The 25,535-nt window shown below is 68.2% G+C and carries 30 protein-coding genes; 6 read left to right on the forward strand and 24 right to left on the reverse strand.

The genetic code is table 11. From position 1 onward, the window contains the following. Window positions 1–155: 155 nt before the first annotated feature. From MQC88_RS04920 to MQC88_RS04930, 3 genes are all read left to right on the forward strand, one after another. Window positions 156–2,189 carry an NADPH-dependent 2,4-dienoyl-CoA reductase gene (locus MQC88_RS04920; protein ID WP_243319557.1) on the forward strand — a complete coding sequence of 678 codons (2,034 nt, stop codon included), beginning with the start codon at window positions 156–158 and terminating at the stop codon, window positions 2,187–2,189. Between the two features lie 329 nt (window positions 2,190–2,518). Then, entirely contained in the window at window positions 2,519–2,977 is a 459-nt protein-coding gene (locus MQC88_RS04925) for a cell wall hydrolase (protein WP_243319559.1), read from the forward strand. A 121-nt stretch (window positions 2,978–3,098) separates the two neighbouring features. After that, window positions 3,099–3,710 (forward strand): glutathione S-transferase family protein, encoded by a 612-nt coding sequence (locus tag MQC88_RS04930; RefSeq protein ID WP_243320292.1) that lies wholly within the window; start codon window positions 3,099–3,101, stop codon window positions 3,708–3,710. Window positions 3,711–3,778: 68 nt separating this feature from the next. Here the strand turns inward: MQC88_RS04930 and prpC are convergent, their stop codons facing one another. The 5 genes from prpC to MQC88_RS04955 form a co-directional block, all read right to left on the reverse strand. Next, window positions 3,779–4,924, reverse strand: coding sequence for a bifunctional 2-methylcitrate synthase/citrate synthase (prpC, locus tag MQC88_RS04935; protein ID WP_243319561.1), 1,146 nt, complete (start codon window positions 4,922–4,924; stop codon window positions 3,779–3,781). After that, window positions 4,921–5,808, reverse strand: coding sequence for a methylisocitrate lyase (gene prpB / locus MQC88_RS04940; RefSeq protein ID WP_243319562.1), 888 nt, complete (start codon window positions 5,806–5,808; stop codon window positions 4,921–4,923). The genes prpC and prpB overlap by 4 nt, the downstream gene beginning before the upstream one ends. A 47-nt stretch (window positions 5,809–5,855) precedes the next feature. Next, window positions 5,856–6,839, reverse strand: a complete 984-nt coding sequence (locus MQC88_RS04945) for a malate dehydrogenase (protein WP_243319564.1) — start codon at window positions 6,837–6,839, stop codon at window positions 5,856–5,858. Between the two features lie 102 nt (window positions 6,840–6,941). Further along, window positions 6,942–8,147 (reverse strand): pyridoxal phosphate-dependent aminotransferase, encoded by a 1,206-nt coding sequence (locus tag MQC88_RS04950; protein ID WP_243319566.1) that lies wholly within the window; start codon window positions 8,145–8,147, stop codon window positions 6,942–6,944. Between the two features lie 104 nt (window positions 8,148–8,251). Then, complete coding sequence (locus tag MQC88_RS04955; protein WP_243319568.1) at window positions 8,252–8,746, reverse strand: peptidylprolyl isomerase; 495 nt, start codon at window positions 8,744–8,746, stop codon at window positions 8,252–8,254. A gap of 152 nt (window positions 8,747–8,898) precedes the next feature. Between MQC88_RS04955 and typA the strand changes: the two genes are divergently transcribed. From typA to MQC88_RS04970, 3 genes are all read left to right on the forward strand, one after another. Beyond that, window positions 8,899–10,728, forward strand: coding sequence for a translational GTPase TypA (gene typA, locus MQC88_RS04960; RefSeq protein WP_243319570.1), 1,830 nt, complete (start codon window positions 8,899–8,901; stop codon window positions 10,726–10,728). Window positions 10,729–10,768: 40 nt separating this feature from the next. Further along, complete coding sequence (locus tag MQC88_RS04965) at window positions 10,769–11,266, forward strand: DUF2127 domain-containing protein (RefSeq protein ID WP_243319572.1); 498 nt, start codon at window positions 10,769–10,771, stop codon at window positions 11,264–11,266. 89 nt (window positions 11,267–11,355) lie between these two features. Beyond that, window positions 11,356–12,969, forward strand: a complete 1,614-nt coding sequence (locus MQC88_RS04970; protein WP_243319574.1) for an amidase — start codon at window positions 11,356–11,358, stop codon at window positions 12,967–12,969. Here MQC88_RS04970 and MQC88_RS04975 read toward each other — a convergent pair. The 19 genes from MQC88_RS04975 to rplN form a co-directional block, all read right to left on the reverse strand. Further along, window positions 12,947–13,858, reverse strand: coding sequence for a WD40/YVTN/BNR-like repeat-containing protein (locus MQC88_RS04975; protein WP_243319576.1), 912 nt, complete (start codon window positions 13,856–13,858; stop codon window positions 12,947–12,949). The two genes, MQC88_RS04970 and MQC88_RS04975, sit on opposite strands and share 23 nt — an antisense overlap. A gap of 221 nt (window positions 13,859–14,079) precedes the next feature. Next, the gene (locus MQC88_RS04980) at window positions 14,080–15,471 is read right to left on the reverse strand and encodes a class II 3-deoxy-7-phosphoheptulonate synthase (protein ID WP_243319579.1); all 1,392 of its coding nucleotides are present in this window, start codon (window positions 15,469–15,471) and stop codon (window positions 14,080–14,082) included. Between the two features lie 86 nt (window positions 15,472–15,557). Further along, window positions 15,558–16,061 carry a disulfide bond formation protein B gene (locus MQC88_RS04985; protein WP_243319580.1) on the reverse strand — a complete coding sequence of 168 codons (504 nt, stop codon included), beginning with the start codon at window positions 16,059–16,061 and terminating at the stop codon, window positions 15,558–15,560. A gap of 193 nt (window positions 16,062–16,254) precedes the next feature. Then, complete coding sequence (rplQ, locus tag MQC88_RS04990) at window positions 16,255–16,629, reverse strand: 50S ribosomal protein L17 (protein WP_243319583.1); 375 nt, start codon at window positions 16,627–16,629, stop codon at window positions 16,255–16,257. Between the two features lie 284 nt (window positions 16,630–16,913). Continuing rightward, on the reverse strand, window positions 16,914–17,912 hold the full coding sequence (locus MQC88_RS04995; RefSeq protein WP_243319585.1) for a DNA-directed RNA polymerase subunit alpha: 999 nt from the start codon (window positions 17,910–17,912) through the stop codon (window positions 16,914–16,916). Window positions 17,913–18,066: 154 nt separating this feature from the next. Beyond that, window positions 18,067–18,702, reverse strand: a complete 636-nt coding sequence (rpsD, locus tag MQC88_RS05000; protein WP_243319587.1) for a 30S ribosomal protein S4 — start codon at window positions 18,700–18,702, stop codon at window positions 18,067–18,069. A gap of 14 nt (window positions 18,703–18,716) precedes the next feature. Further along, window positions 18,717–19,109 carry a 30S ribosomal protein S11 gene (gene rpsK / locus MQC88_RS05005; protein ID WP_166208975.1) on the reverse strand — a complete coding sequence of 131 codons (393 nt, stop codon included), beginning with the start codon at window positions 19,107–19,109 and terminating at the stop codon, window positions 18,717–18,719. 9 nt (window positions 19,110–19,118) lie between these two features. Then, a complete protein-coding gene (gene rpsM, locus MQC88_RS05010) occupies window positions 19,119–19,475 on the reverse strand; it encodes a 30S ribosomal protein S13 (RefSeq protein WP_243319589.1) in 357 nt (118 codons plus the stop codon). Window positions 19,476–19,862: 387 nt separating this feature from the next. Further along, the gene (secY, locus tag MQC88_RS05015) at window positions 19,863–21,209 is read right to left on the reverse strand and encodes a preprotein translocase subunit SecY (RefSeq protein ID WP_243319592.1); all 1,347 of its coding nucleotides are present in this window, start codon (window positions 21,207–21,209) and stop codon (window positions 19,863–19,865) included. Between the two features lie 7 nt (window positions 21,210–21,216). Beyond that, on the reverse strand, window positions 21,217–21,654 hold the full coding sequence (rplO, locus tag MQC88_RS05020) for a 50S ribosomal protein L15 (protein ID WP_243319594.1): 438 nt from the start codon (window positions 21,652–21,654) through the stop codon (window positions 21,217–21,219). A gap of 4 nt (window positions 21,655–21,658) precedes the next feature. After that, the gene (rpmD, locus tag MQC88_RS05025) at window positions 21,659–21,856 is read right to left on the reverse strand and encodes a 50S ribosomal protein L30 (RefSeq protein ID WP_243319596.1); all 198 of its coding nucleotides are present in this window, start codon (window positions 21,854–21,856) and stop codon (window positions 21,659–21,661) included. Next, complete coding sequence (gene rpsE, locus MQC88_RS05030; protein ID WP_243319598.1) at window positions 21,849–22,388, reverse strand: 30S ribosomal protein S5; 540 nt, start codon at window positions 22,386–22,388, stop codon at window positions 21,849–21,851. Before rpsE ends, rpmD begins: the two co-directional genes overlap by 8 nt. Before the next feature lie 158 nt (window positions 22,389–22,546). Further along, window positions 22,547–22,900 (reverse strand): 50S ribosomal protein L18, encoded by a 354-nt coding sequence (rplR, locus tag MQC88_RS05035; RefSeq protein WP_243319600.1) that lies wholly within the window; start codon window positions 22,898–22,900, stop codon window positions 22,547–22,549. Between the two features lie 29 nt (window positions 22,901–22,929). Beyond that, window positions 22,930–23,457 (reverse strand): 50S ribosomal protein L6, encoded by a 528-nt coding sequence (gene rplF, locus MQC88_RS05040; RefSeq protein WP_243319603.1) that lies wholly within the window; start codon window positions 23,455–23,457, stop codon window positions 22,930–22,932. Between the two features lie 14 nt (window positions 23,458–23,471). Continuing rightward, entirely contained in the window at window positions 23,472–23,867 is a 396-nt protein-coding gene (rpsH, locus tag MQC88_RS05045; RefSeq protein ID WP_243319605.1) for a 30S ribosomal protein S8, read from the reverse strand. An 88-nt stretch (window positions 23,868–23,955) separates the two neighbouring features. Further along, window positions 23,956–24,261: a 30S ribosomal protein S14 gene (gene rpsN / locus MQC88_RS05050; protein ID WP_243319607.1), complete on the reverse strand. Its 306-nt coding sequence runs from the start codon at window positions 24,259–24,261 to the stop codon at window positions 23,956–23,958. Window positions 24,262–24,279: 18 nt separating this feature from the next. After that, window positions 24,280–24,822, reverse strand: coding sequence for a 50S ribosomal protein L5 (gene rplE, locus MQC88_RS05055; protein WP_243319609.1), 543 nt, complete (start codon window positions 24,820–24,822; stop codon window positions 24,280–24,282). An 11-nt stretch (window positions 24,823–24,833) separates the two neighbouring features. Continuing rightward, complete coding sequence (gene rplX, locus MQC88_RS05060; RefSeq protein ID WP_243319611.1) at window positions 24,834–25,148, reverse strand: 50S ribosomal protein L24; 315 nt, start codon at window positions 25,146–25,148, stop codon at window positions 24,834–24,836. 16 nt (window positions 25,149–25,164) lie between these two features. Further along, on the reverse strand, window positions 25,165–25,533 hold the full coding sequence (rplN, locus tag MQC88_RS05065; RefSeq protein WP_027080643.1) for a 50S ribosomal protein L14: 369 nt from the start codon (window positions 25,531–25,533) through the stop codon (window positions 25,165–25,167). Between the last annotated feature and the right edge of the window lie 2 nt (window positions 25,534–25,535).

The raw sequence follows: 25,535 nt of genomic DNA on the forward strand, positions 1-25,535 counted from the left end.
GCGAACTTTGCCTGTCGCGCCAAACGGGCCATCACGCGCGCCACGTCTCCGCCGGTTCCCGGCCAGGGCTTGCACGCAAGGCAACGATGGCGGCGCTTGAGTACGGCGCCGAATCCCGGCAAGGTGCCGCTTTCCGTACGCAAGCGTATGCGCGCATGACGCCAGCCACGCAGGCCACTCCCTACCCGTACCTGTTCACCCCGCTCGACCTGGGTTTCACCACCCTGCGCAACCGGGTGCTCATGGGATCGATGCATACCGGGCTCGAGGACCGGGCACGCGACTTTCCGCAGCTTGCCGCGTATTTCTCCGAGCGCGCGGCCGGCGGCGTCGGGCTGATCGTCACCGGCGGCTTCGCGCCCAACATCGAAGGCTGGTTGAAGCCGTTCGCCGGGCGCCTGTCCTGGCCCTGGCATGTGCGCCGGCACCGCCTTGTCACCACGGCTGTGCATGCGCACGACGCGAAGATCTGCCTGCAACTGCTGCACGCCGGGCGTTACGCCTACCAGCCGCTGTCGGTGGCGCCATCGCGGCTGAAGGCGCCGATCAATCCGTTCACCCCGCGCGCGTTGTCGGCGCGCGGCATCGAGCGCCAGCTCGCCGCCTACGCCACCGCCGCGAAGCTCGCGCGCGATGCCGGTTACGACGGCGTCGAGCTGATGGGCTCGGAGGGCTACCTGATCAACGAGTTCACCGCGCCGCGGACCAACCGGCGCGACGACGGCTGGGGCGGAGACGCGGCCAGGCGCATGCGCTTCGCGGTCGAGATCGTGCGCCGGGTGCGCGAAGCCTGCGGCCCGGACTTCATCCTGGTCTATCGCCTGTCGCTGCTGGACCTGGTCGAGGGCGGCTCGGACTGGGACGAGATCGTGCAACAGGCGCGCGCGGTCGAGGCCGCCGGCGCGACCATCCTCAATACCGGCATCGGCTGGCACGAAGCGCGGGTCCCGACCATCGCCACCTCGGTGCCGCGTGCCGCCTTCGCCGGCGTCACCGCCAAGCTGCGTCCGCACGTGGCTTTGCCGCTGGTCGCGACCAACCGCATCAACATGCCCGACGTCGCCGAACGTATCCTCGCCGGCGGCGGCGCCGACCTCGTGTCCATGGCGCGGCCGCTGTTGGCGGACCCGGATTGGGCGAACAAGGCGCGGGCCGGCCGCGCGCAGGCGATCAACACCTGCATAGCCTGCAACCAGGCCTGCCTTGACCAGGTGTTCGAGAACCGCAAGGCGAGCTGCCTGGTCAACCCGCGCGCGTGCGCGGAAACCGTCCTCGAGTACCTGCCCACGCAACGACCCATGCGCATCGCCGTGGTCGGCGCCGGTCCGGCGGGCCTGGCCTGCGCCACGGTCGCGGCACAGCGCGGGCACCTTGTCACCCTGTTCGACGCCGCCGCGGAAATCGGAGGCCAGTTCAACCTCGCCAAGCGGATCCCGGGCAAGGAGGAATTCCACGAGACGCTGCGGTATTTCCGCCACCGCATCGAGGAGACCGGCGTGCAGCTGCGCCTGTCCACTCGAGCCGACGCCGGGATGCTGGCGGGATTCGACGATGTCGTGCTCGCCACCGGGGTTACGCCGCGCAGCGTGGATTTCCCGGGCGCCGGCCACGCCAAGGTCGTGGGGTACCTCGACGTGCTCGAGGCCAGGGTGCAATGCGGCCCCAGGGTGGCGATCATCGGCGCCGGCGGCATCGGCTTCGACGTGGCCGAGTTCCTGGCCCAGGCCGGCCCCTCGCCAAGCCTGGATGCCGGCCGCTGGATGGCCGAATGGGGCGTGGATCCCGGCTTCGACAGCCGTGGCGGGCTGGCGCCGGCGCGACCCGAGCCCGCGGCGCGGCAACTGTGGCTGCTGCAGCGCAGTCCGGGCAGGCCTGGCGCGCGGTTGGGCAAGACCACCGGCTGGATCCATCGCGCCACGCTCAAGGGCAAGGGCGTGCGGATGCTGGGAGGGGTCGAATACCTCGGGGTCGACGACGCCGGCCTGCATATCCGCAGCGACGGCGTCGAACAGTTGCTGGCGGTCGACCATGTCGTGGTCTGCGCCGGCCAGGAACCCCGCCGGGAGCTGTTGGCCGGGTTGCAGGCCAGCGGCTGCAAGGTGCATGTCATCGGCGGCGCGGACCGCGCCGTGGAGCTGGATGCCCGGCGCGCGATCGACCAGGGCAGCCGCCTGGCGGCGGACTTCTGAGCTTGGTCTGCCCGCGCGGATCGCGCTGCAGCGCAGCATTCGCGCGCATCCGAATCCTGCCAAATCAATCATTTCCCGATTCAGCCCGGAATTCCTGTTCAGCTGGCGTTTGGTTTTGTGCCGTTACCGTGCGCCAACTTTTTTGCCCGCCGCCTCGTGAGCGGGCACCGGCGCCAGACCGCAATCCCGCGGTCGTTCGCGCCCGGGCAAAGGCGCGCCGCAGAGCCGCCGCCCTCCCCAGTACGCCAGGCCGGTTCCCGGTGCCGATCCCGACTTAACAAAGGCGGGAGCAGCATCCGCGGGCCGGCGCAACGGAGCAAGGAGTCGCCATGAAGCTGGTCTGGATCCTCTGGCTGTCGCAGTTCCTGCCGCAGCCGGCCGCCGATTCGCTGTGCCTGAGCACCACCGTCTACCTGGAAGCCCGCGACCAGTCCGCGCGCGGCCAGCAGGCCGTGGCCGAGGTCGCCCTGCGCCGCCGCGACAGCGGCCTCTGGGGCGACAACCTGTGCGCCGTGGTCACCGCGCGCAAGCAGTTCGCGCCGAGCCTGGTTTCGCCCAACACCCGCCTGGGCAATACCCAGGCCTGGGCCGAAGCGGTCACCGTCGCGTTGGAGTCGGAGCGCAACTGGGCCTTGCCGGCCGGCCAGCGCAAGGAGATCGTGCCGGGGGCCAGCCATTTCGCCGCCACCGCGATCGCCTCGCCGAGCTGGCGCAGCGCCTACCAGGTCGCGACCATCGGCGACCACACCTTCTTCAAGGTGCAATCACTCAAGCCGCGCAAGTCCTGACGCCCGCGGCGGCCGGGCTTGCGTCCATCCCGGCGCGAGGCAACACAGCGTTGCAGGCACGTCATCCGGCGGCGGCGGCGGAACCGGCATCATGGCCGTTTTCTTCGCCGGAGCCTTCCCCATGAAGCTGTATTACTCGCCCGGAGCCTGTTCGCTGGCCGACCACATCGCGCTCGAATGGATCGGGCTGCCTTATGAAGCGGTGCGCATGTCGCGCGAAGAGCGCAAGCGGCCCGCCTACCTCAGGATCAACCCGGCCGGTGCGGTCCCCGCGCTGGAACAGGACGGATGGGTACTGACGCAGAACGCGGCGATCCTCAACTACCTGGCCGACAGCTTCCCCCAGGCCGGGCTCGGCGGCGATGGCACGCCGAGGGCGCGCGCCGAAGTCAACAAGTGGCTGGCGTTCGCCAACTCCGACATCCATCCGGCGTTCCAGCCGATGTTCGGCTCGACCGCCTACCTCGAGGATGCGGCGCTGATCGAGAAGAGCAAGGACGCCGCGCGCGCCAGGCTGCGCGGACTGTTCGAGCGCGCGGACGCGCAACTCGCCGGCCACGACTGGATCGCCGGCACGCGTTCGATCGCCGACCCCTACCTGTTCGTGGTCACGCGCTGGGCGAAGGCGCATGGTGTCGACCTCACCGGCCTCGACCACCTGGAGCGCTTCTTCGACGCAATGCTGGCCGATCCGGGCGTGCGGCGTGCGCTGGAACAGGAAGGCCTTGCCTGATCGCCATCGGATTGCAACCACGAAAAAGCCGCGCATTGCGCGGCTTTTTTCGTGGTTGATGCGACTGCTCAGCGCTTGTCGATCGGCACGTAGGCGCGGTCTTCCGGCCCCACGTAATTGGCGCTGGGGCGGATGATCTTGCCGTCCTCGCGTTGCTCGATGACGTGCGCGCCCCAGCCCGAGGTGCGCGCGATCACGAACAGCGGGGTGAACATCGGCGTCGGGATGCCCATCATGTGGTAGGCACTGGCGCTGTACCAGTCCAGGTTCGGGAACATCTTCTTGGTGTCCATCATCAGGCTTTCGATCCTCTCGCTGATGTCGAACAGCGCCTGGTTGCCGCCATCGGCGCACAGCTTGCGCGAGATTTCCTTGATGATCGGGTTGCGCGGGTCGCCGACGGTATAGACCGGGTGGCCGAACCCGATCACGATCTCCTTGCGTTCCATGCGCTCACGGATGTCGGCTTCCGCCTCGCCGGGCGTGGAGTAACGGCTGATGATCTCCATCGCCACCTCGTTGGCGCCGCCGTGCTTGGGGCCGCGCAGCGCGCCGATCGCGCCGGTGATGCACGAATGCATGTCGCTGCCGGTCCCGGCGATGACGCGCGCGGTGAAGGTCGAGGCGTTGAACTCGTGCTCGGCGTACAGCACCAGCGACTTGTCCAGCGAATCGGCGTGCAGCGCGCTCGGCTCCCCGCCGTGCAGCAGGTGCAGGAAGTGCGCGGCGATCGAGTCGTCGTCGGTCTCGCAGTCGATGCGGCGGCCGTTGCGGGTGAAGTGCCACCAGTACAGCAGCATCGAACCGAAGCTCGCCATCAGCCGGTCGGCGATGTCGCGCGCCTCGGCCGCGGGGTGGCCATCGCGCTCGGGCAGCACGGTGCCGAGCACCGAGCAGCCGGTGCGCAGCACGTCCATCGGGTGGGCGTTGGCCGGTACCAGCTCCAGCGCCTCGCTGACGATCGCCGGCAGCCCGCGCAGGCGCTTGAGCTTGCCCTTGTAGGCCTTGAGCTGGGAAGTGGTCGGCAGCGCGCCGTGGACCAGCAGGTGCGCGACTTCCTCGAAGGAGGACCGGGTGGCCAGGTCGTGGATGTCGTAGCCGCGGTAATGCAGGTCGTTGCCGCTGCGGCCTACGGTGCACAGGGCAGTGTTGCCGGCCGGCGTGCCGCTGAGGGCGACGGACTTCTTCGGCTTGGGGAGGGTCTGCTCGGTCATTCGGATTCCTTCTTGAACAATGCGTCGAGCTTGTCCTCGTAGGCGTGGTAACCCAGGAAGTCGTACAGCTCGTCGCGGGTCTGCAAGCGGTCGATGATGTGCTTCTGCGTGCCTTCGCGGCGCACGGTTTCGTAGAAGCCGAGCGCGGCCTTGTTCATCGCGCGATAGGCGCCGCAGCAGTACAGCGCGATGTCGACGCCGGCTTCGCGCAGCTCGTCGGTGGTGAAGAACGGGGTCGAACCGAACTCGGTCAGGTTGGCCAGGATCGGCACCCTCACCGCGGCCTTGAACCGGCGATAGTCGTCGAGCGACTTCATCGCCTCGGGAAAGACCATGTCGGCGCCGGCCTCGACGTAGGCCACCGCGCGCTCGATCGCCGCATCGATGCCCTCGACCGCGGCTGCGTCGGTGCGGGCCATGATCACGAACGCCTCGTCGCCGCGCGCGTCGACCGCGGCCTTGATCCGGTCCACCATCTCGTCCTTCGGCACCACTTCCTTGCCCGGGCGGTGGCCGCAGCGCTTCTGGCCGACCTGGTCTTCCATGTGCACGGCAGCGACGCCGATGCGCTCGAAGTTGCGGATCGTGCGGCCGATGTTGAATGCCCCGCCCCAGCCGGTATCGATGTCCACGAGCAACGGCATCCCGGTGGCATCCACGATCCGGCGTGCGTCGGTGAGCACGTCCTCCATCGTCGAGATGCCCAGGTCGGGCATTCCCAGCGAGTTGGCCGCGACGCCGCCGCCGGACAGGTACAGCGCCTTGTAGCCGACGCGCCTGGCCATCAGCCCGGCATAGGCGGTGATCGCGCCCATCACCTGCAACGGGGATTCTTCGGCAATCGCAGTGCGGAATCGTGCGCCTGCGGAACGGAGTTCGGTCATCGTGCTTCCCATGGCACGGGGCGACCCTGTGGCCGCCCCGGTGTGGATCAGAGCAGGTGCGCGACGCCCGCGCGCTCTTCCTCGAGCTCGGCCAGCGTCTTGTCCATCGCGGCGCGGCTGAACTCGTCGATCGGCAGGCCTTCGACGCGGGTGTAAGCGCCGTTGGCGGTGGTCACCGGCATGCCGTATATGATGCCCTCGGGGATGCCGTAGCTGCCGTCCGACGGCACGCCCATGGTCACCCACTTGCCGCCGGTGCCCAGCGCCCAGTCGCGCATGTGGCCGATGGCGGCATTGGCGGCCGAGGCCGCCGACGACAGGCCACGCGCCTCGATGATCGCGGCGCCGCGCTTGGCGACGGTCGGGATGAAGATGTTGGCGTTCCAGTCGGCGTCGTTGATGGCCTCCTGCAGCGACTTCCCGCCCGAGGTGGCGAAGCGGTAATCCGGGTACATCGTCGAGCTGTGGTTGCCCCAGACGACGAACTTCTCGATGTCGCCCACCGCGACGCCGGCCTTCCCTGCCAGCTGCGACAGCGCGCGGTTGTGGTCCAGGCGCAGCATCGCGGTGAAATTCCCGGCCGGCAGGTTGGGCGCCGACTTCATGGCGATGTAGGCGTTGGTGTTGGCCGGGTTGCCCACCACCAGCACCTTGACGTCGCGCGAGGCGACCGCGTCGAGGGCCTTGCCCTGCACGGTGAAGATCTCGGCGTTCTTGAGCAGCAGATCCTTGCGTTCCATGCCGGGGCCGCGCGGCATCGCGCCTACCAGCAGGGCGTAGTCGGCGTCCTTGAACGCGACCATCGGATCGTCGGTGCCGACCATCCCCGCGAGCAGCGGGAACGCACAGTCCTCCAGTTCCATCATCACGCCACGCAGCGCGGCCTGGGCCTTGTCCATCGGCAGCTCGAGCATCTGCAGGATCACCGGCTGGTCCTTGCCCAGCATCTCGCCCGAGGCGATGCGGAACAGCAGGGCGTAGCCGATCTGGCCGGCGGCGCCGGTGACTGCGACACGAACGGGGGCTTTCATGGTCGAACTCCTCGAAATTCCGGATTGCCGGTGCCGACGCAGCGCCCGATCCGCTTCACGAAAAAGCGGGCCTTTCGCTGCGCCCGGGGTGGCGGTTTGGTGTCAGGCGAGTTCGGCGAAGAACTCGCGGATGCGTTCCAGGCCGGGCGCCAGCTGCGGCGTCGGGCAGGTGTAGCTGATGCGCAGCGCGCGCGGTTCACCGAAAGCCGAGCCAGGCACGCAGGCCACGCCCTTGGCCTGCAGCAGCGCGGCGCAGAAATCCACGTCGTTGCCGATCGCCAGGCCGGAGGGCTGGTGGGTCTTGCCGAACGCGACGCTGATGTCCGGGAACACGTAGAACGCACCCTGCGGCCGCGGGCAGACCACGCCCGGGATCGTGGCGAACATCGCCATCACCTGGTCGCGCTTGGCCTGGAACTCGGCGCACTTGGCCTGCGGGATGTCCTGCGGGCCCGACAGCGCGGCGATCGCGGCGGCCGTGGTCACTTCCGGCAGGTTGGTGATGTGGTTGGAGTTCATCGTCACCACGGCCCTGGCCACCGACTCCGGCCCGGCCATGAAGCCGACGCGCCAGCCCGGCATGCCGTAGGTCTTGGACAGCGAATCGATGAAGACCACGCGGTCGCGCAGTTCCGGGCGCGCATGCACGAAATTGTGGTAGCCGACGCCGTCGAACACCATGCGGTTGTAGATGTCGTCGGTGATGATCCAGGTATCCGGGTGCTTCACCAGCACGTCGGCCAGCGCCGAGATCTCGTCCTTCGAATAGACCATGCCGGTCGGGTTGGACGGATTGTTGAACAGGAACACCCGTGGCTTGTTCGCCAGGGCGGCGTCGAGCTGCGCCGGGGTGAGCTTGTAGTCCTGGGAGGCCGGGCACGGCAGCAGGTCGACCCGGGCGTTGACGATCTCGGCGATGTCGAGGTAGCTGGTCCAGTACGGCACCGGGAACGCGATCGTGTCGCCCTCCTCCAGCAGCGCCTCGGCGAGGTTGTAGATGACATGCTTGGCACCGATGCCGATGGCGCAGTTGGCGCGGGTGTAGCCATCCAGGCCGATCTGCGCGATGTGCCCGAGGAAAGCGTCCAGCAACGCATCGCTGCCACGGTTGCTGCCGTACTGGCCGGAGTCGTGCGCCAGCGCGTCGCGCGCGGCTGCGTAGACGTGGTCGCCCGGGAGGAAATTCGGAACGCCGATCGAGAAGCTGATGATGTCGCGGCCTTCGGCCTTCAGCCGCTTGGCTTTTTCGGCGATCTCCATGATCGCGCTGGGCTTGGCGCGGCCGATGCGGCTGGCGAACTGGGGCATCGCGGAAACCTCGGGGGAAATGTCTTGCAGACCCGAAATTTTAGCACAGCGACACCCCGCGACCGGGGGTGCCGCTGCGCCGGAAGCGCGTGCTGCGCGGCTGCTTACGCGCCCAGGATGCGGTTCCATTCGGCGACGCGGTCGGCCTTGGCCGCCAGCACCGCATCGGCGTCGCCCTCGATCCGCACCGAGCGGATGTGGTCGCCCTGCTGCACCTTGTCGACCGCGTCCAGCCCCTCGAGCACCTTGCCGAACACGGTGTGCTTGCCGTCCAGCCAGGGGGTGGCGACGTGGGTGATGAAGAACTGGCTGCCGTTGGTGTTGGGGCCGGCGTTGGCCATCGACAGCACGCCGCGCTCGTGGCCGAGGCCGTTGTTGGCCTCGTCCTCGAACTTGTAGCCCGGGCCGCCGCGGCCGGAACCCTCCGGGCAGCCGCCCTGGATCATGAAATCGGGGATCACGCGGTGGAAGCCGAGCCCGTCGTAGAAGCCGCGCCGGGCCAGGTTGACGAAGCTGGCGACCGTCAGCGGGGCCTTGTCGGGGTACAGCTCGACCTTGATCGGGCCGCGGTCGGTGTCGAAGGTGGCAATGAGGGACATGGGGCGGGCTCCTGCGGGTGGGGGCCGGGACGTCGCGGGCAGGCGGGCCTCGGGGGCGCGGAGTTTAACGCAGCCTGCGTGGAGTCAGGTCATGCCCGTATAATGTCCGGCTCCCTTTCTGCTGCCCCGCCGTGCCCCGGCGCGCCTTCCCGATGTCCATCGAACGCCTCCGCAACATCGCCATCGTCGCCCACGTCGACCATGGCAAGACCACGCTCGTCGACTGCCTGCTGAAGCAGTCCGGGACGTTCTCCGAACGCACCGTGCTCGCCGAGCGCGTGATGGACAGCAACGACCAGGAAAAGGAACGCGGCATCACCATCCTGTCCAAGAACACCGCCATCACCTGGCAGGGCAACCGCATCAACATCGTCGACACGCCCGGGCACGCCGACTTCGGCGGCGAGGTCGAGCGCGTGCTGTCGATGGTGGACTCCGTCCTGATCCTGGTCGACGCCATGGACGGGCCGATGCCGCAGACCCGCTTCGTCACCCAGAAGGCGTTCGCGATGGGCTTCAAGCCCATCGTCGTGGTCAACAAGATCGACCGCCCGGGCGCGCGCCCGGACTGGGTGATCGACCAGGTGTTCGACCTGTTCGACAAGCTCGGCGCCACCAACGAGCAGCTCGACTTCCCGATCGTGTACGCGTCGGCGCTGCACGGCTATGCCAGCCTCGACGACAGCGCGCGCGACGGCGACATGACCCCGCTGTACGAAGCGATCATGAAGCACGTGCCGCCGCCGACCGTCGACGCGGAAGGCCCGTTCCAGATGCGCGTCAGCCAGCTGGACTACAACAACTTCGTCGGCCTGATCGGCGTCGGCCGCATCCAGCGCGGCAAGGTGCGCACCAACATGCCGGTCAGCGTGGTCGACCGCCACGGCAAGAAGCGCCAGGGCAAGGTGCTGCAGGTGCTCGGCTTCATGGGCCTGGAGCGGGTCGAGGTCGAGGAGGCCGAAGCCGGCGACATCGTCGCCATCTCCGGCGTCGCCGACCTCAGCATCTCCGACACGATCTGCGCGCTCGATGCGCCCGAGGCCCTGCCGGCGCTGACCGTGGACGAGCCGACCATCAGCATGACCTTCCAGGTCAACAACTCGCCGTTCGCCGGCAACAAGGACCGCAGCGGCGGCAAGTTCATCACCAGCCGCCAGTTGCGCGAGCGGCTGGAGCGCGAAACCCTGCACAACGTCGCGCTCAAGGTCGAGGAAGGCTCGGACCCTGACAAGTTCCTGGTTTCCGGCCGCGGCGAGCTGCACCTGTCGGTGCTGATCGAGACCATGCGCCGCGAAGGCTTCGAACTGGCGGTGTCGCGCCCGGAAGTGATCATCAAGGAAATCGACGGCCAGCTGATGGAGCCGATCGAGCAGCTGGTGGTCGACGTCGAGGAAGTGCACCAGGGCGGCGTGATGGAGAAGCTGGGCACGCGCAAGGCGCAGCTCAAGAACATGGAGTCCGACGGCAAGGGACGCGTGCGCCTGGACTACATGATCCCGGCGCGCGGCCTGATCGGGTTCCAGAACGAGTTCCGTACCCTCACCCAGGGCTCGGGCCTGCTGTTCCACGTGTTCGACCATTACGGCCCCAAGGAAACCGGCGCGATCGCCAAGCGCATCAACGGCGTGATGATCGCCAACGCGCCCGGCACCACGCCGGCGTACTCGCTCGGACCGCTGCAGGAACGCGGCCGCCTGTTCGCCGCGGAAGGCGACAACGTGTACGAGGGCCAGCTGGTGGGCATCCATTCGAAGGACAACGACCTCACCGTCAACGTCATCAAGCCCAAGCCGCTGACCAACATGCGCGCCTCGGGCAAGGACGACGCGATCCAGCTCACCCCGGCGATCAAGTACACCCTGGAACAGGCGCTGGACTTCATCGAGGACGACGAGCTGGTGGAAGTCACGCCGAAGGAAATCCGCCTGCGCAAGAAGTTCCTGACCGAGACCGACCGCAAGCGCGCCTCGCGCGCGGCGTGACGTCCGGCGAGCGCGGCGGACCGGCCAGCCTGCGCGCCCCATGAGCCCGCACGACTATCCGCTGACCGACCCGCGGCATCCGCACTACAACCCGGACCCGCATGCGCATCCGGGCCTGCACGCGATCGCCCTGGTCGAAGGGGTCAAGGGCCTGCTGGCGGTGCTCGCGGCCAGTGGCCTGGAACTGCTCGGACCCGCGCCGCTGCAACGCTGGGTGCGCGAACTGATCGCCCGTTTCCAGCTCGATCCGCAATCCGGCGCGCTGGCGCTGTTCGCGCGCCAGATCAGCCCCGGCGCCGTGCACTGGGCCGCGGCCGCGGTGATGGCCTACGGACTGTTGCACCTGCTCGAGGCCTGGGGCCTGTGGCGTGCCAAGGCCTGGGCCTCGTGGCTGGGCTGCGTCGCCGCGTCGCTGTACCTGCCGCTGGACCTGTATGCGCTCTGGCGCCACCCGGGCTGGCCGGCGCTCGCGGTGCTGGGGATCAACCTGCTGGTGGTGTGGGTGCTGGCGCGCGACCTGCTCCGCCGGCGCTACTGACTCGCAGAGGCTTGCCCGCTCCGATCCGCCGCGGGATGCTGTCGGCTCCGCGGCCGCCGGGCCGTGCACCGGGGAACGCCATGCGCTGCATGCTCCTGCTGTTGGCGACGATCGCCGTCGCCGCACATCCGCTTCCGCTGCGCGCGCAATCGCAGGCCGGTTCCGGGGCGATCCCTGCGCCGCAGGACGCCGCGGCTTTCCGCTACGCCGAAGCGGACATCAGCGACCTGCACCAACAGATGCGCGCAGGCACGCTCGACAGCCATGCCCTCGTCCAGGCCTACCTCGACCGCATCGCGGCCATCGACGATGCCGGGCCGATGCTCAACGCGGTGATCGAGCTCAATCCCGAAGCACTCGCCGAAGCCGACGCACGCGATGCCGAACGCAAGGCCGGCAAGCTGCGCGGCCCGCTGCACGGCATCCCGGTGCTGCTCAAGGACAACATCGACGCCAAGCCGATGGTCAACTCCGCCGGCTCACTGGCGCTGGCTGGGCACAGGCCCAGGACCGACGCGTTCCTGGTGCAGCGCCTGCGCGACGCCGGGGCCGTGATCCTGGGCAAAACCAACCTCAGCGAGTGGGCCAACTTCCGCTCCAGCCACGCCAGTTCCGGCTGGAGTGGCCGCGGCGGCCAGACGCGCAACCCCTACGTGCTGGACCGCAATCCCTGCGGTTCCAGTGCGGGCACCGGCAGCGCGATCGCGGCCAACCTCGCCGCGGTCGGCGTCGGCACCGAAACCGATGGCAGCGTGATCTGCCCGGCGGCGATGACCGGTCTCGTCGGCATCAAGCCGACGCTCGGGCTGGTCAGCCGCGCCGGCATCATCCCGCTGGCGCATTCGCAGGACACCGCGGGTCCGATGACGCGCAGCGTCGCCGACGCGGCGCTGCTGCTCACCGCCATGGCAGGCAGCGATGCGAGCGACGACGCGACGGCGCCATCCGCACGGCACGCCACCGACTACTCGGCCTTCCTCAAGCGCGACGGCCTCGCCGGCAAGCGCATCGGCGTCGTGCGCAAGCTGGCCGGCATGGAACCCAACGCCGACCGCGTGCTCGAGCAGGCGATCGCCCTGTTGCGCGCGCAGGGAGCGACCATCGTCGACCCCGTGGACGTGCCCAACATCGACACGCTCGGTGACGACGAGTTCACGATCCTGCTGTACGAGTTCAAGCACGACATCGCCGCCTACCTCGCCGGTGCCGGCGTCGCGCCGAAGACGCTGGCCGACCTGATCGCCTTCAACACCGCGCATGCGGCGCAGGAGATGCCGTGGTTCGGGCAGGAACTGTTCGAGCAGGCGCAGGCGAAGGGGCCGCTGACCGAGCGCAGCTACCGCGACGCGCTGGCACGCGCGAAGCGCCGCGCCGGCCCGGAAGGCATCGACGCGGCATTGCAGGCGAACAGCCTCGACGCGCTGCTGGCGCCATCCTGGGGTCCGGCGTTCCCGACCGATCTGGTGCTCGGCGACCACGTCGTCAGCGGCGACCCGACCGTGGGTGGGGTCTCGCAGGTCACCTCGGTTGCGGGTTATCCGTCGATCACGGTGCCGGCGGGCTTCGCGCACGAGTTGCCGGTCGGGATCGTGTTCATGGGCGCGGCGTGGAGCGAACCGCGCCTGATCGAAATCGCCTACGGTTTCGAGCAGGCCGCACGGGCGCGCCGCCCACCCACGTTCATTCCGACGCTGGGGCCTTAGCCCCGATTTCGATGCGGGCGACGCGGCCCTTGTCGCCGCTCGCCCAGCCGACATTGCCGGCGACGTCGATCGCGTCGTAACCGGTGTCCGACAGCGCCTGCCAGCGGCCGTCGATGAGCACGTCGACGCCGCTCGGACCGACCGCAATGCAGCGCGGCTGGACGTCGCCGGCGCAGGCCACGCCGGAGCGGTAACCGCGTGGATCGGGCAATCCCGAAACCACCAGGCTGCCGTCCTCCCGCCGTTGCGCGAGCGCCGCGCTGCCCGGGGCGGCCTCATGCTCGAAGTCGCCGCCGACCAGCAGCATGTCCCCGCCCGCGGGGGCGGCGGAGAAGATGCCGGCGGCGGGCACCCGTGCCGGCATCGGCGTCGCGTACGCCGACCACGACGCGTCGAGGTTGGCATCGCCGGCCGTGCCCGGCTCCGCGGCGTCGGCGGCATCGACATAGGCGCGTGCGGCACCACCCCCGCCCACGATCATCCGCCCGCCCCACGGCGTGGTCGCGATGCAGGTGCCGCTCGCGGCGAAGGCCGCCTCGTCCTTCCGCGCGGTCGGCATCGCGCCCGGTTGCAGCACCCACGTGCGGCCGCCGTCGTTGGTCGCGTGGAGCTGGAACGCGCCATCAACCGGATCGCCCAGCATCCAGCCGCGCTCGCCCCGGAAAGCCATGCAATCGAAGAACGCGCGCGGATCGGCGTTCTGGAGCGCGAGTTGCCAGCTGCGCCCGCCGTCTTCGGTGCGGTAGATGCGCGAGTCCGCGCCGGGGCCGATGGACAGCACCACGGCCCGATCCGCGGAGAAACCCTCGATATCGCGGAAGTCCAGCGCCTCCGCTCCCGGAACATGCAACGCCTGCCAGTGCGCGCCGCCATCCAGCGTGCGCAGCACCGTGCCCTCGCGACCGCTGGCCCAGGCGACGCGTGCGTCGACGGCGGAGATGCCGCGCAGCCGCACGGCGACGCCGGAGTCCTGCACGGTGATCGTGGCAGGCGCCATCGCTTCCGCGGCCACCGGCGGCGTAGCGGCCGTCGCGGCCGTTGCCGCATGCGGCGGCCCGCCGCCGGCGCAGCCGGCCGCCAGCAACGCGGCGAACAACGCGATCGCGCGCCTCATCGCCGCGGCGCCGCCAGTTGCGCCTGCTTGCGCACCACCAGCATCGCCACTTCCAGCGCCTGTTCGTAGTTCAGGCGCGGGTCGACAGTGGACCGATAGGCGCGGGCAAGGTCGGCGTCGGTCAGGTCGCGGGCGCCGCCGGTGCACTCGGTGACGTCCTCGCCGGTCAGTTCCAGGTGCACGCCGCCCAGGCGCGTGCCGGCGGCGGCATGCAGCTCGAACGCCTGCTCCAGTTCGCTGCGGATGTTGCCGAAGCGCCGGGTCTTGTAGCCGTTGGCGGTGGTTTCGGTGTTGCCGTGCATGGGATCGCAGATCCAGAGCACCCGGCGCCCGTCGCGCCGCAGTGCATCGAGCAGCGGCGGCAGCCTGGCCGCGACCTGGGTCACGCCCATGCGGTGCACCAGGGTCAGTCGCCCGGGCTCGTCCGCGGGATTGAGCACGTCGACCAGGCGCAGCAGCTGCTCCGGCGTCACCGACGGCCCGACCTTGACCGCGATCGGATTGCGGATGCCGCGGAAATATTCGACGTGGGCGCCATCGGGCGCAGCGGTGCGCATCCCGACCCACGGGAAGTGCGTGCTGAGGTTGAACCAGCCCCACTGCCGCGGCACCTGCCGCGTCTGCGCCTGCTCGTAGGGCAGCAGCAGCGCTTCATGCGACGTGTAGAAATCGACCCGGTTGAGGTTGTGCACCTCGCTGCCCGACAGCGTCTCCATGAACCGCACCGCATCGCCGATACCGGCGACCATGCGCCGGTATTCGTCGGCAAGCGGCGAATGCCCGACCCAGCCCAGGTCCCAGTACTCGGGGTGGTGGAGGTCGGCGAAACCGCCGTCGATCAACGCGCGCACGAAGTTCATCGTCATCGCCGACCGCGCATGCGCCTTGATCATGCGGCGCGGGTCGGGGGCACGCGCCTGCGCGGTGAACTCCGGCGCATTGACGATGTCGCCTCGGTAACTTGGCAAGGTGATGCCATCGATGGTTTCGGTGTCGGCCGATCGCGGCTTGGCGTACTGCCCGGCGAAACGACCCACGCGCACCACAGGCAGGCGCAGCCCGTGCACCAGCACCAGGCTCATCTGCAGCATGACCTTGAGCCGGTTGGAGATCACCGCCGAGCTGCATTCGCCGAAGTTCTCGGCGCAGTCGCCGCCCTGCAGCAGGAAGCGCCTGCCGTCCTGGGCTTCGGCCAGGCGTTGCTTGAGCGCGAGGATCTCCCAGGATGTCACCAGCGGAGGCAACGCATGCAGTTCCGACAACGCATCCTGCAATGCCTGTGCATCGGGATAGGTCGGCAATTGCCGGGATGGCCGCAGGCGCCACGACGCCGGCGACCAGTCGGGATCGGCGTTCACGGATTGCAGGTTGCGGTCGCTGCCGGACATCGGGCTTCCATCGTGTTGCTGCGCTGCGGCATCATCGCCCCGGCGCCGGGATGCCGCAACCGCGGGCGGCACCCGCGATGCGAACCTCAGCGCTGCGCGCGGAACATCGTCAGTACGACCCACACCGCCAACAGCACGAACCACAGCAGGCTCCACTCCGGCATCGACAGGCCCAGCAGGGTCCAGTCCACCTTGGCGCATTCGCCCGACCCGGTCAGCACCGTGCGGATCACGCCGGCGACCGGCATCGCGTCCAGCAGGTAGTTCAGGCCCGGGCCACACATCGGCACCTGGTCGGCCGGCAGGTGCTGCAACCAGACATGGCGGCCGGCGATCGCGGCACCGGTGATCGCGGCGAGCAACGCCAGCACGCCATAGCCGCGCCGTCCCCGCGTGCCGCGAGGCGCATGCAAGCCGGCAACCAGCAAGACCAGCCCGAGCGAGGCGAACGCGACGCGCTGGAAGATGCACAACGGGCAAGGCTGCAGCCCGTCGTGCAACTGCGCGTACATGGCGAAGCCGACCAGCGCCGCGCACGCGGCAAAACCGGCCAGGCATTGGCCGCGGAAGGACCAGCGGAGCGGATTCATCGTCATGTTGCGCACGATAGTGGCAGCAACGCGGCTTGGGAAGTCGCGCCGCGCCCCAGGCGCGGGAGAGCCGGCGAGGCGCCGCCTCGTCCGGAAATCGGCTCCCCGGGGCACCGGACCGAGCGTGGGTACCGTCCCTGGAAACGAAAACCCCGGCCGCGGCCGGGGTTGGTGGTCACGCAGGTGGCTCGGCTTACTCGGCCGCCGCCTGCGGGCGGTCGACCAGCTCGACGTACGCCATCGGCGCATTGTCGCCGGCACGGAAGCCGCACTTGAGGATGCGCAGGTAGCCGCCCGGGCGGCTGGCGTAGCGCGGGCCGTGCACGGTGAACAGGGTGCCGACGGCTTCCTTGTCACGCAGGCGCGAGAACGCGAGGCGGCGGTTGGCGACGCTGTCGGTCTTGGCCAGCGTGATCAGCGGCTCGGCGACGCGGCGCAGTTCCTTGGCCTTGGGCAGCGTGGTCTTGATCAGTTCATGCTTGATCAGCGACGCGGCCATGTTCTCGAACATAGCCTGGCGATGGGCGCTGGTGCGGTTGAACTTGCGTCCGGATTTCTGGTGGCGCATGGCTTGGTTTCCTGGTGAATGTTGAAGATGCTGGACTTCACTGTCGCCATCGTGGCGTTGGAGCTTCGGACTGCGCTGGTCCTTGCCGACCCTCCGTGGGCGGCGCGCCGCGTACTTTCAGTACGTCGGCCTGGTGTTGCTCGACTACATCCGGATCATTGGCAACAGCCTGGGATCCGTCGCTTCGGCTACTGCGTCGTAGTCGAAGCTTGGTGCCCCGGCCCGGCGCAGCGCGCCGGGCGTTCGCAAGGGGCGCGCGTCAGTGCCGCGCCAGCGCCCCTTGCTTACCCCATCATGCCGTGCGAGGCGATCCCGGCCGGCGGCCAGTTCTCGAGCTTCATGCCCAGCGACAGGCCGCGCTGCGCCAGCACTTCCTTGATCTCGGTGAGCGACTTCTTGCCCAGGTTCGGGGTCTTGAGCAGCTCGACTTCGGTCTTCTGGATCAGGTCGCCGATGTAGTAGATGCTCTCGGCCTTGAGGCAGTTGGCCGAACGCACCGTCAGTTCCAGGTCGTCGATCGGGCGCAGCAGCACCGGGTCGACGCCGGTCGTGGCCGGCTTCGCCGCGCCGCGGTCGCGGTGGGTGAAGTCGCCGAACACGCTGAGCTGGTCGCTGAGGATGTCGGCGGCGGTGCGCACGGCTTCCTCGGCGTCGATCGTGCCGTTGGTCTCGATGTCGAGCACCAGCTTGTCGAGGTCGGTGCGCTGCTCGACGCGCGCGGCTTCCACCGCGTAGGCGACGCGGCGCACCGGCGAGAACGACGCGTCCAGCATCAGCCGGCCGATCGTGCGGGTTTCCTCGTCCGGCTTGCGGCGGGCGGCGGCCGGCTGGTAGCCGAAGCCGCGCTCGATCTTGAGCCGCATGTTCAGCGCCGTGTCCTTGGTCAGGTGCGCGACCACGTGCTCGGGGTTGAGGATCTCGACGTTGTGGTCGGTCTTGATGTCGCCCGCGATGACCACGCCCGGCCCCTGCTTGCTCAGGCTCAGGGTGGAACTGTCGCCGGTGCCCATGCGGATGGCGATGTCCTTGAGGTTCAGCAGCACCTCGAGCACGTCTTCCTGCAGGCCCTCGACCGTGGTGTACTCGTGCAGCACGCCGTCGATCTCGACTTCGGTGATCGCGAAACCGGGGATCGAGGACAGCAACACGCGGCGCAGCGCGTTGCCCAGGGTATGGCCGTAGCCGCGCTCCAGCGGTTCGATCACGACCTTCGCGCGGTTGCCGGCGAGGCGTTCGATCTGGGGGCCGCGCGGACGCAGGACTTGGTTGGCGGTAACCGTCATGTTTGCAGCGTCTCCAAATATTCCGGGGCTTGGGGTGGGCACCGGCTTGCAGCTTTTGGAGCCCCCCCGGATCGGGGGAGCGGCCGGCACGCGACGCGGGCCGGCCAGGTTTCGAGGCGAGCCGGGAGCCATGGCCCCGGTTCGCCGACATCAGTTACTTGGAATACAACTCGACGATCAGCGCTTCGTTGATGTCGGCCGGCAGGTCGGCGCGATCGGGCACCGCCTTGAACACGCCGGCGAATGCCTTGGCGTCGACTTCGATCCAGGACGGCGACAGGTCCATCTGGCCGGACACGGTCAGCGACTCCTGCACGCGGAGCTGCTTCTGCGCCTTCTCGGACAGGGCGATCGCGTCGCCGGCCTTGACCGCGTAGGAAGGAAGGTTGACCGGCTTGCCGTTGACGGTGACGCCGCGGTGGCTGACCAGCTGGCGCGCGGCCGGGCGGGTGATCGCGAAGCCCATGCGGTAGACGACGTTGTCCAGGCGGGTTTCCAGCAACTGCAGCAGGTTCTCGCCGGTGTTGCCCTTCTTGGTCGAGGCCTTCTTGTAGTAATTGCGGAACTGGCGCTCGAGCAGGCCGTAAATGCGCTTGACCTTCTGCTTCTCGCGCAGCTGGGTGGCGTAGTCGGACAGCTTGCTGCGGCGGGCGCCGGTGCCGGCGCCGTGCTGGCCGGGCTTCTGCTCCAGCTTGCACTTGGAATCGAGCGCGCGCGCCGGCGACTTCAGGCCGAGGTCGGCGCCTTCGCGACGGGCGAGCTTGCAGGTGGGACCGATGTAACGAGCCATTTTCTATCGCCCCCTTAGACGCGACGCTTCTTCGGCGGACGGCACCCGTTGTGCGGGATCGGCGTCACGTCGATGATGTTGGTGATCTTGTAGCCGACGTTGTTGAGCGAACGCACGGCCGATTCGCGACCCGGGCCGGGGCCCTTGATCCGCACTTCCAGCGACTTCACGCCGTAGTCGAGCGCGACCTTGCCGGCCTTCTCGGCGGCAACCTGCGCCGCGAACGGGGTCGACTTGCGGGAACCGCGGAAACCCGCGCCGCCCGAGGTCGCCCACGACAGCGCGTTGCCCTGGCGGTCGGTGATCGTGATGATCGTGTTGTTGAACGAAGCGTGGACGTGGGCGATGCCGTCGGTGACGACGCGCTTGATCTTCTTCTTGACTTTCGCAGCAGCAGGCTTGGCCATGTGGGTTCCTTACTTCTTGATGGCCTTGCGCGGACCCTTGCGGGTACGTGCGTTGGTCCGGGTGCGCTGGCCGCGCAACGGCAGGCCGCGGCGGTGGCGCAGGCCGCGATAGCAGGCCAGGTCCATCAGCCGCTTGATCGCGACGCCGACCTCGCGGCGCAGGTCGCCTTCGACGGCGAACTTGCCGATCTCGGCGCGCAGGCGCTCGACTTCGGGCTCGGAGAGGTCGCGGATCTTGGTCGACGGCGTGACGCCGGCGGATTCGCAGACTTTCTTTGAACGGGTACGGCCGATGCCGTAGATGCTTTGCAGCCCGACCCAGACGTGCTTCTGGGCAGGCAGGTTGACGCCGGCAATACGCGCCATGACGCGATCTCCAAACTGTTGGCGGCCGGATGGGGTCCACCCGGCGGAGTGAATCGGAAATTCTAACAGGGTCTCGGGTCTACAGGAAGCCTCGGAAGCCGAGGCTTCCGCGACCCGGCATGGGGAGTGTGCCCATGCTCCGGCGACGGCCCGGGGCTGGCTGGTCGAGGCGGCGAACCGCCCTGCCCGGCCCCGCGCGCTACTCTGGCGCGCGGAACGGCCCCGGACCACCCATGCTCGAGACCGCCGCACGGGTCGCCCATTTGCCGGATCCGCGCTGTTCGTCGGTTCCGGCGGTTTGTTCTCCGGCCGCCATCCCGGGCGACCCTGGCAGGCTTCCTGGGAAGCCTTCCCGGCGATCCTGGCCGGGCTTCGGGCAAGGCCGCGCTAGCGCGCGCCGCCCCGTCCCTTGAGGTTGGCCTTCTTCAGCAGGCTCTCGTACTGGTGCGACATCAGGTGCGCCTGGATCTGCGCGATGAAGTCCATCACCACCACCACGACAATCAGCAGCGAGGTGCCGCCGAAATAGAACGAGGTACCGAGCTTCATGCGCATGAAGTCGGGCAACAGGCAGACCGCGACCAGGTAGGCCGCGCCGACCGCGGTCAGCCGCGTCAGCACGCCATCGACGTAGTCGGCGGTCGCCTTGCCGGGGCGGATGCCCGGGATCAGCGCGCCCGACTTCTTCAGGTTGTCGGCGGTTTCCTGCGAGTTGAACACCAGCGCCGTATAGAAGAAGGTGAAACCCGCGATCAGCGCGCCGTACAGGATGATGTGCAGCGGCTCGCCCGGCGACAGCGCCTGGCTGGCCTTCTGCAGCCATGTCGCCGAGCCGGCCTGGCCGAACCAGGTCGAGGCGGTGGCCGGGAACATGATGATCGACGAGGCGAAGATCGGCGGGATCACGCCCGACATGTTGAGCTTCAGCGGCAGGAACGAGGACTGGTTCATGTACGCGCTGCGTCCGCCCTGGCGACGCGCGTAGTTGACCGTGATCCGGCGCTGCCCGCTTTCGACGAACACCACGAACCAGGTGAAACCCAGCACCAGGATCGCGATCGCGATCACCGCCAGCGCGCTGATATCGCCGTTGCGGGCCTGTTCCAGCGTGCCCACCACCGCGCCGGGCAGGCCGGCGACGATGCCCGCGAAGATGATCAGCGAGACGCCGTTGCCGACGCCGCGTTCGGTCACCTGCTCGCCGACCCACATCAGGAACATGGTGCCCGCGGTCAGCGCCACCACCGCCGTCAGCACGAAGCCCATGCCCGGGGCATAGACCACCGGGATGCCGTTGCTGGCGCCCGAGCTCTGCAATGCGATCGCGATTCCGGCCGACTGGAAGATCGCCAGCGGGATCGCGCCCAGGCGCGACCACTGGGTGATCTTGCGGCGCCCGGATTCGCCTTCCTTCTGCAGCGCCTTCAGGCTGGGCAGGATCTGCACCATCAACTGCATCACGATCGACGCGGAGATGTACGGGATCACGTTCAGCGCGAACAGGCTGAAACGCGCCAGGGCGCCACCGGAGAACATGTTGAACATGTCGACGATGGTGCCTTCCTGCGACTCCATCAGCTGCAGCATCGCCTCCGGGTTGACCCCGGGCACCGGGATGTAGCAGCCGATGCGATACACCAGCAGCGCGCCGAGCACGAACAGCAGGCGCTGGCGCAGCTCGGTGAACTTGCCGGCGCCGGCGATCCCGGACAGTGCGTTAGCGCTTCGCGCCATGCCGTCGTTACTCCCCGACCTGGCCGCCGGCGGCCTCGATCGCGGCCTTGGCGCCGGCCGTGGCCATCAGGCCCTTGAGCACGAACTTCTTGCTGATCTCGCCCTTCTTGACGACCTTGGCCTGCTTCGCGGTCGACGGCACCAGCTTCGCGGCGCGCAGCGCGGCGAAATCGATGGTGCCAGCGTCCAGCTTGTCCAGCTGGTACAGCAGCACTTCGGCGGTGTCCTTCTTCTTCAGCGAGGCGAAGCCGATCTTCGGCAGGCGCCGCTGCATCGGCATCTGGCCGCCTTCGAAGCCGGCCTTGATCTTGCCCTTGCCCGAACGCGCGAACGAACCCTTGTGGCCGCGACCGGCGGTCTTGCCCAGGCCCGAGCCGATGCCGCGGCCGACGCGCTTGCGATCCTGGCGAGCGCCCTCGGCGGGGCTCAACGTGTTCATCTTCATCGCATTACTCCTCGACCCGAACCAGGTAGTGGACCTTGTTGATCAGGCCACGTACCTGCGGGCTGTCCTTCAGTTCGCGCATGCTGTTCAACTTGCCCAGGCCCAAGGCCTTCACCGACAAGCGATGGACGCCCTTGGTTCCCCGCAGGCCCTTGACCAGGCGCACCTTGACGGTGCCGGCCGTGGTTTCCTTCTTAGCCATGGTGCAGATCCTCCACCTTCTTGCCGCGCTTGGCCGCGATGCGGGCCGGCGAGTGCATTTCGGTCAGGCCGCGGAGCGTCGCGCGCACCAGGTTGATCGGGTTGCGCGAACCGGTGGCCTTGGCCAGCACGTTCTTGACGCCGACCGCTTCCAGCACGGCGCGCATGGCGCCGCCGGCGATCACGCCGGTACCTTCCGAGGCCGGCTGCATGTAGACATGCGCCGCGCCATGGCCGGACTTGACCGCGTGCCACAGGGTGCCGTTGTTGAGTTCGACGCGGGACATGCCGCGACGCGCCTGCTCCATCGACTTCTGGATCGCGACCGGCACTTCCCGCGCCTTGCCGTAGCCGAAGCCGACCTTGCCGTCGCCGTCGCCCACCACCGTCAGCGCGGTGAAGGTGAACTGTCGGCCGCCCTTGACCGTCTTGCTGACGCGGTTGACCGCGATCAGCTTCTCGATCATGCCGTCGTCCATTTCCTCGCGGTTGCGATCGCGATCGCGGCCCCGCGGTGCTCGTTCGTCTGCCATCTGGATGATTCCGTAGTTTGAAGGGATTTGCGGCGTGGCCGCTTATGATTGGGATGTGCCGCGGGTGTCCCGGCGCCGCCACAACTGGCGACGACGTCCGGTGCCATCTGCACCGGCAGGTCGTACGGCGCGGGAACGACGCCCCGCGCCTTCAAGCATCAGAACTGCAGGCCGCCTTCGCGGGCAGCATCGGCAAGCGCCTTGATGCGGCCGTGGTAGCGGTAGCCGGAACGGTCGAAGGCGACCTTCTCGACACCGGCGGCCCTGGCCTTCTCGGCGATGGCGCGACCGACCTTGGCGGCAGCCTCGGCGTTCTTGCCGTTCTTCAGGCCTTCGCGCACGTCGGCCTGGGTGGTGCTGGCCGCGGCCAGCACGGTGGAACCATCGGCGCTGAACAGCTGGGCGTACAGGTGCTGGCCGGTGCGCAGCACCGACAGGCGCGGCACGCCGAGTTCGCGGATGTGCGCACGGGTCGACTTGGCGCGGCGCAGGCGGGCAATTTTCTTGAGCATGGTCTTGTTCTCCGGAAGCTGAAGACGGCTTACGCCTTCTTGGCTTCCTTGCGGATGATTTTTTCGCCGGCGTACTTCACGCCCTTGCCCTTGTAGGGCTCCGGCGGACGGAAGCCGCGGATCTTGGCGGCGACTTCACCGACGCGCTGCTTGTCGGCGCCGCTGACCACGATCTCGGTCTGGGTCGGGGTGGCGATGGTGATGCCTTCCGGCGCCTTGAACAGCACCGGGTGCGAGAACCCCAGCGACAGGTTCAGGTCCTTGCCCTGCATCGCGGCGCGGTAGCCCACGCCCACCAGCTCGAGCTTGCGCTCGAAGCCTTCGGACACGCCCTGCACCATGTTGGCAAGGATCGCGCGCAGGGTGCCGGCCATCGGCACCAGCATCGGGTCATTTGCCGAGAGCAGCGCATTGCCGTCCTCGACCTTGACTTCGACGCCGGCCGGCTTGGCGATGGACAGCGTGCCCTTGGGGCCCTTGACGCTGACGTTCTCGGCCTGGATGTTGAGTTCGACGCCCTTGGCGAGGGCGATCGGCTTCTTGGCAACTCGGGACATGGCTCGTTACTCCCTTAGGCCACGAAGCACAGGACTTCACCGCCGACGCCCTGCTGGCGCGCCTGCGCGTCGGTCATGATGCCCTTGGAGGTGGAAATGATGGCGACGCCGAGGCCACCGAGGACCTTGGGCAGCGCGTCCTTGCCACGGTACTGGCGCAGGCCCGAACGCGACACGCGATGCAGTCGCTCGATCACCGGCTTGCCTTCGTAGTACTTCAGCACGATCTCGAGCTCGGCCTTGGCGCCGTTCTCGGTCACGCGCGAACCGCCGATGTAGCCCTCGTCCTCGAGGACCTTGGCGATCGCGACCTTGGTGCGGGACGACGGCATCTTCACCGTCGGCTTGCCCACTGCGGCGGCATTGCGAATGCGCACCAGCATGTCGGCGATGGGATCAGTCATGCTCATTGATTGTTACCTTTGAGTGCACCGATATCCGCGGGATTGCGAATTTCGAATGGCCGGCGCCAGCACGCGCGCCGGATGGAACCTTGGATTACCAGGAAGCCTTGCGCAGGCCCGGCACGTCGCCGCGCATGGTCGCTTCGCGCAGCTTGTTGCGGCCCAGGCCGAACTTGCTGTAAACGCCGCGCGGGCGCCCGGTCAGGGCACAGCGGGTGGTCTGGCGCGCCGGCGAAGAGTCGCGCGGCAGCTTCTGCAGCTTGACCGCGGCGTCCATCTTCTCCTCGTAGCTCGCGGTCTGGCTGCTGACGACCTTCTTCAGGGCGTCGCGCTTGGCGGCGAACTTCTTGACCAGCTTGCTGCGCTTGGTCTCGCGGTTGACCATCGAGGTCTTTGCCATAGTCTTGTCCTCTCCGGATCAGTTGCGGAACGGGAAACGGAAGGCTTCGAGCAGCGCCTTGGCTTCTTCGTTGGTGCGGGCCGTGGTGGTGATCGCGATATCCATGCCGCGGATCGCGTCGACCTGATCGAAGTCGATCTCCGGGAAGATGATCTGTTCCTTCACGCCCATGTTGTAGTTGCCGCGGCCGTCGAACGAGCGCCCCGACACGCCGCGGAAATCGCGCACGCGCGGCAGCGAGACGTTGATCAGGCGATCCAGGAACTCGTACATCTTCGCGCGGCGCAGCGTCACCTTGGCGCCGATCGGCCAGCCGTCGCGGATCTTGAACGAGGCCACCGAGACGCGCGACTTGGTCACCACCGGCTTCTGGCCGGCGATCTTGGCCATGTCGGCGGTCGCGTTCTCGAGGATCTTCTTGTTGGTCGCGGCCTCGCCGACGCCCATGTTGAGCGTGATCTTGCTCAGGCGCGGGACCTGCATCGGGTTGGTGTAGCCGAACTTCTGCATCAGCTTCGGCACCACTTCCTGCTTGTAGAACTCTTCCAGTCGGGTCGTCATTGCTGCATTCCTCAGGCGTCGATCGCCTCACCGCTGGAGCGGAACACACGCAGTTTGCGTCCATCCTCCAGCACCTTGGTACCGATGCGCTCGCCCTTGCCGGAGGCAGGATTGAACAGCATCACGTTTGAAACATGGATCGGCGCCTCGCGCTCGACCACGCCGCCAGGCTGGTTTGCCTGCGGGTTGGCCTTGGTGTGGCGCTTGATGATGTTGACGTTGGACACGACGACCTTGTCGCCTGCCACGCGCACCACGTCGCCGCGCTTGCCCTTGTCCTTGCCGGCGGTGACGACCACGTGGTCGCCCTTCCTGATTCGGTTCATTTCGTTGCTCCTTCGCTCAGAGCACTTCGGGTGCGAGCGAGACGATCTTCATGAACTTCTCGGAGCGCAGCTCGCGGGTAACCGGCCCGAAGATGCGCGTGCCGATCGGCTCGTGCTTGTTGTTGAGCAGCACGGCGGCGTTGCCGTCGAAGCGGATCAGCGAACCGTCAGCGCGGCGCACGCCCTTGCGGGTGCGCACCACGACGGCGTCGTAGACCTCGCCCTTCTTGACCTTGCCACGCGGGATCGCATCCTTGATCGACACCTTGATGATGTCGCCAATGCCGGCGTAACGGCGCTTGGAGCCGCCGAGCACCTTGATGCACATGACTTCCTTGGCGCCCGAGTTGTCGGCCACGTCGAGGTGGCTCTGCATCTGGATCATGT

This window comes from Cognatiluteimonas sedimenti (assembly GCF_022808325.1).
GTDB classification, from domain to species: Bacteria; Pseudomonadota; Gammaproteobacteria; order Xanthomonadales; family Xanthomonadaceae; genus Cognatiluteimonas; species Cognatiluteimonas sedimenti.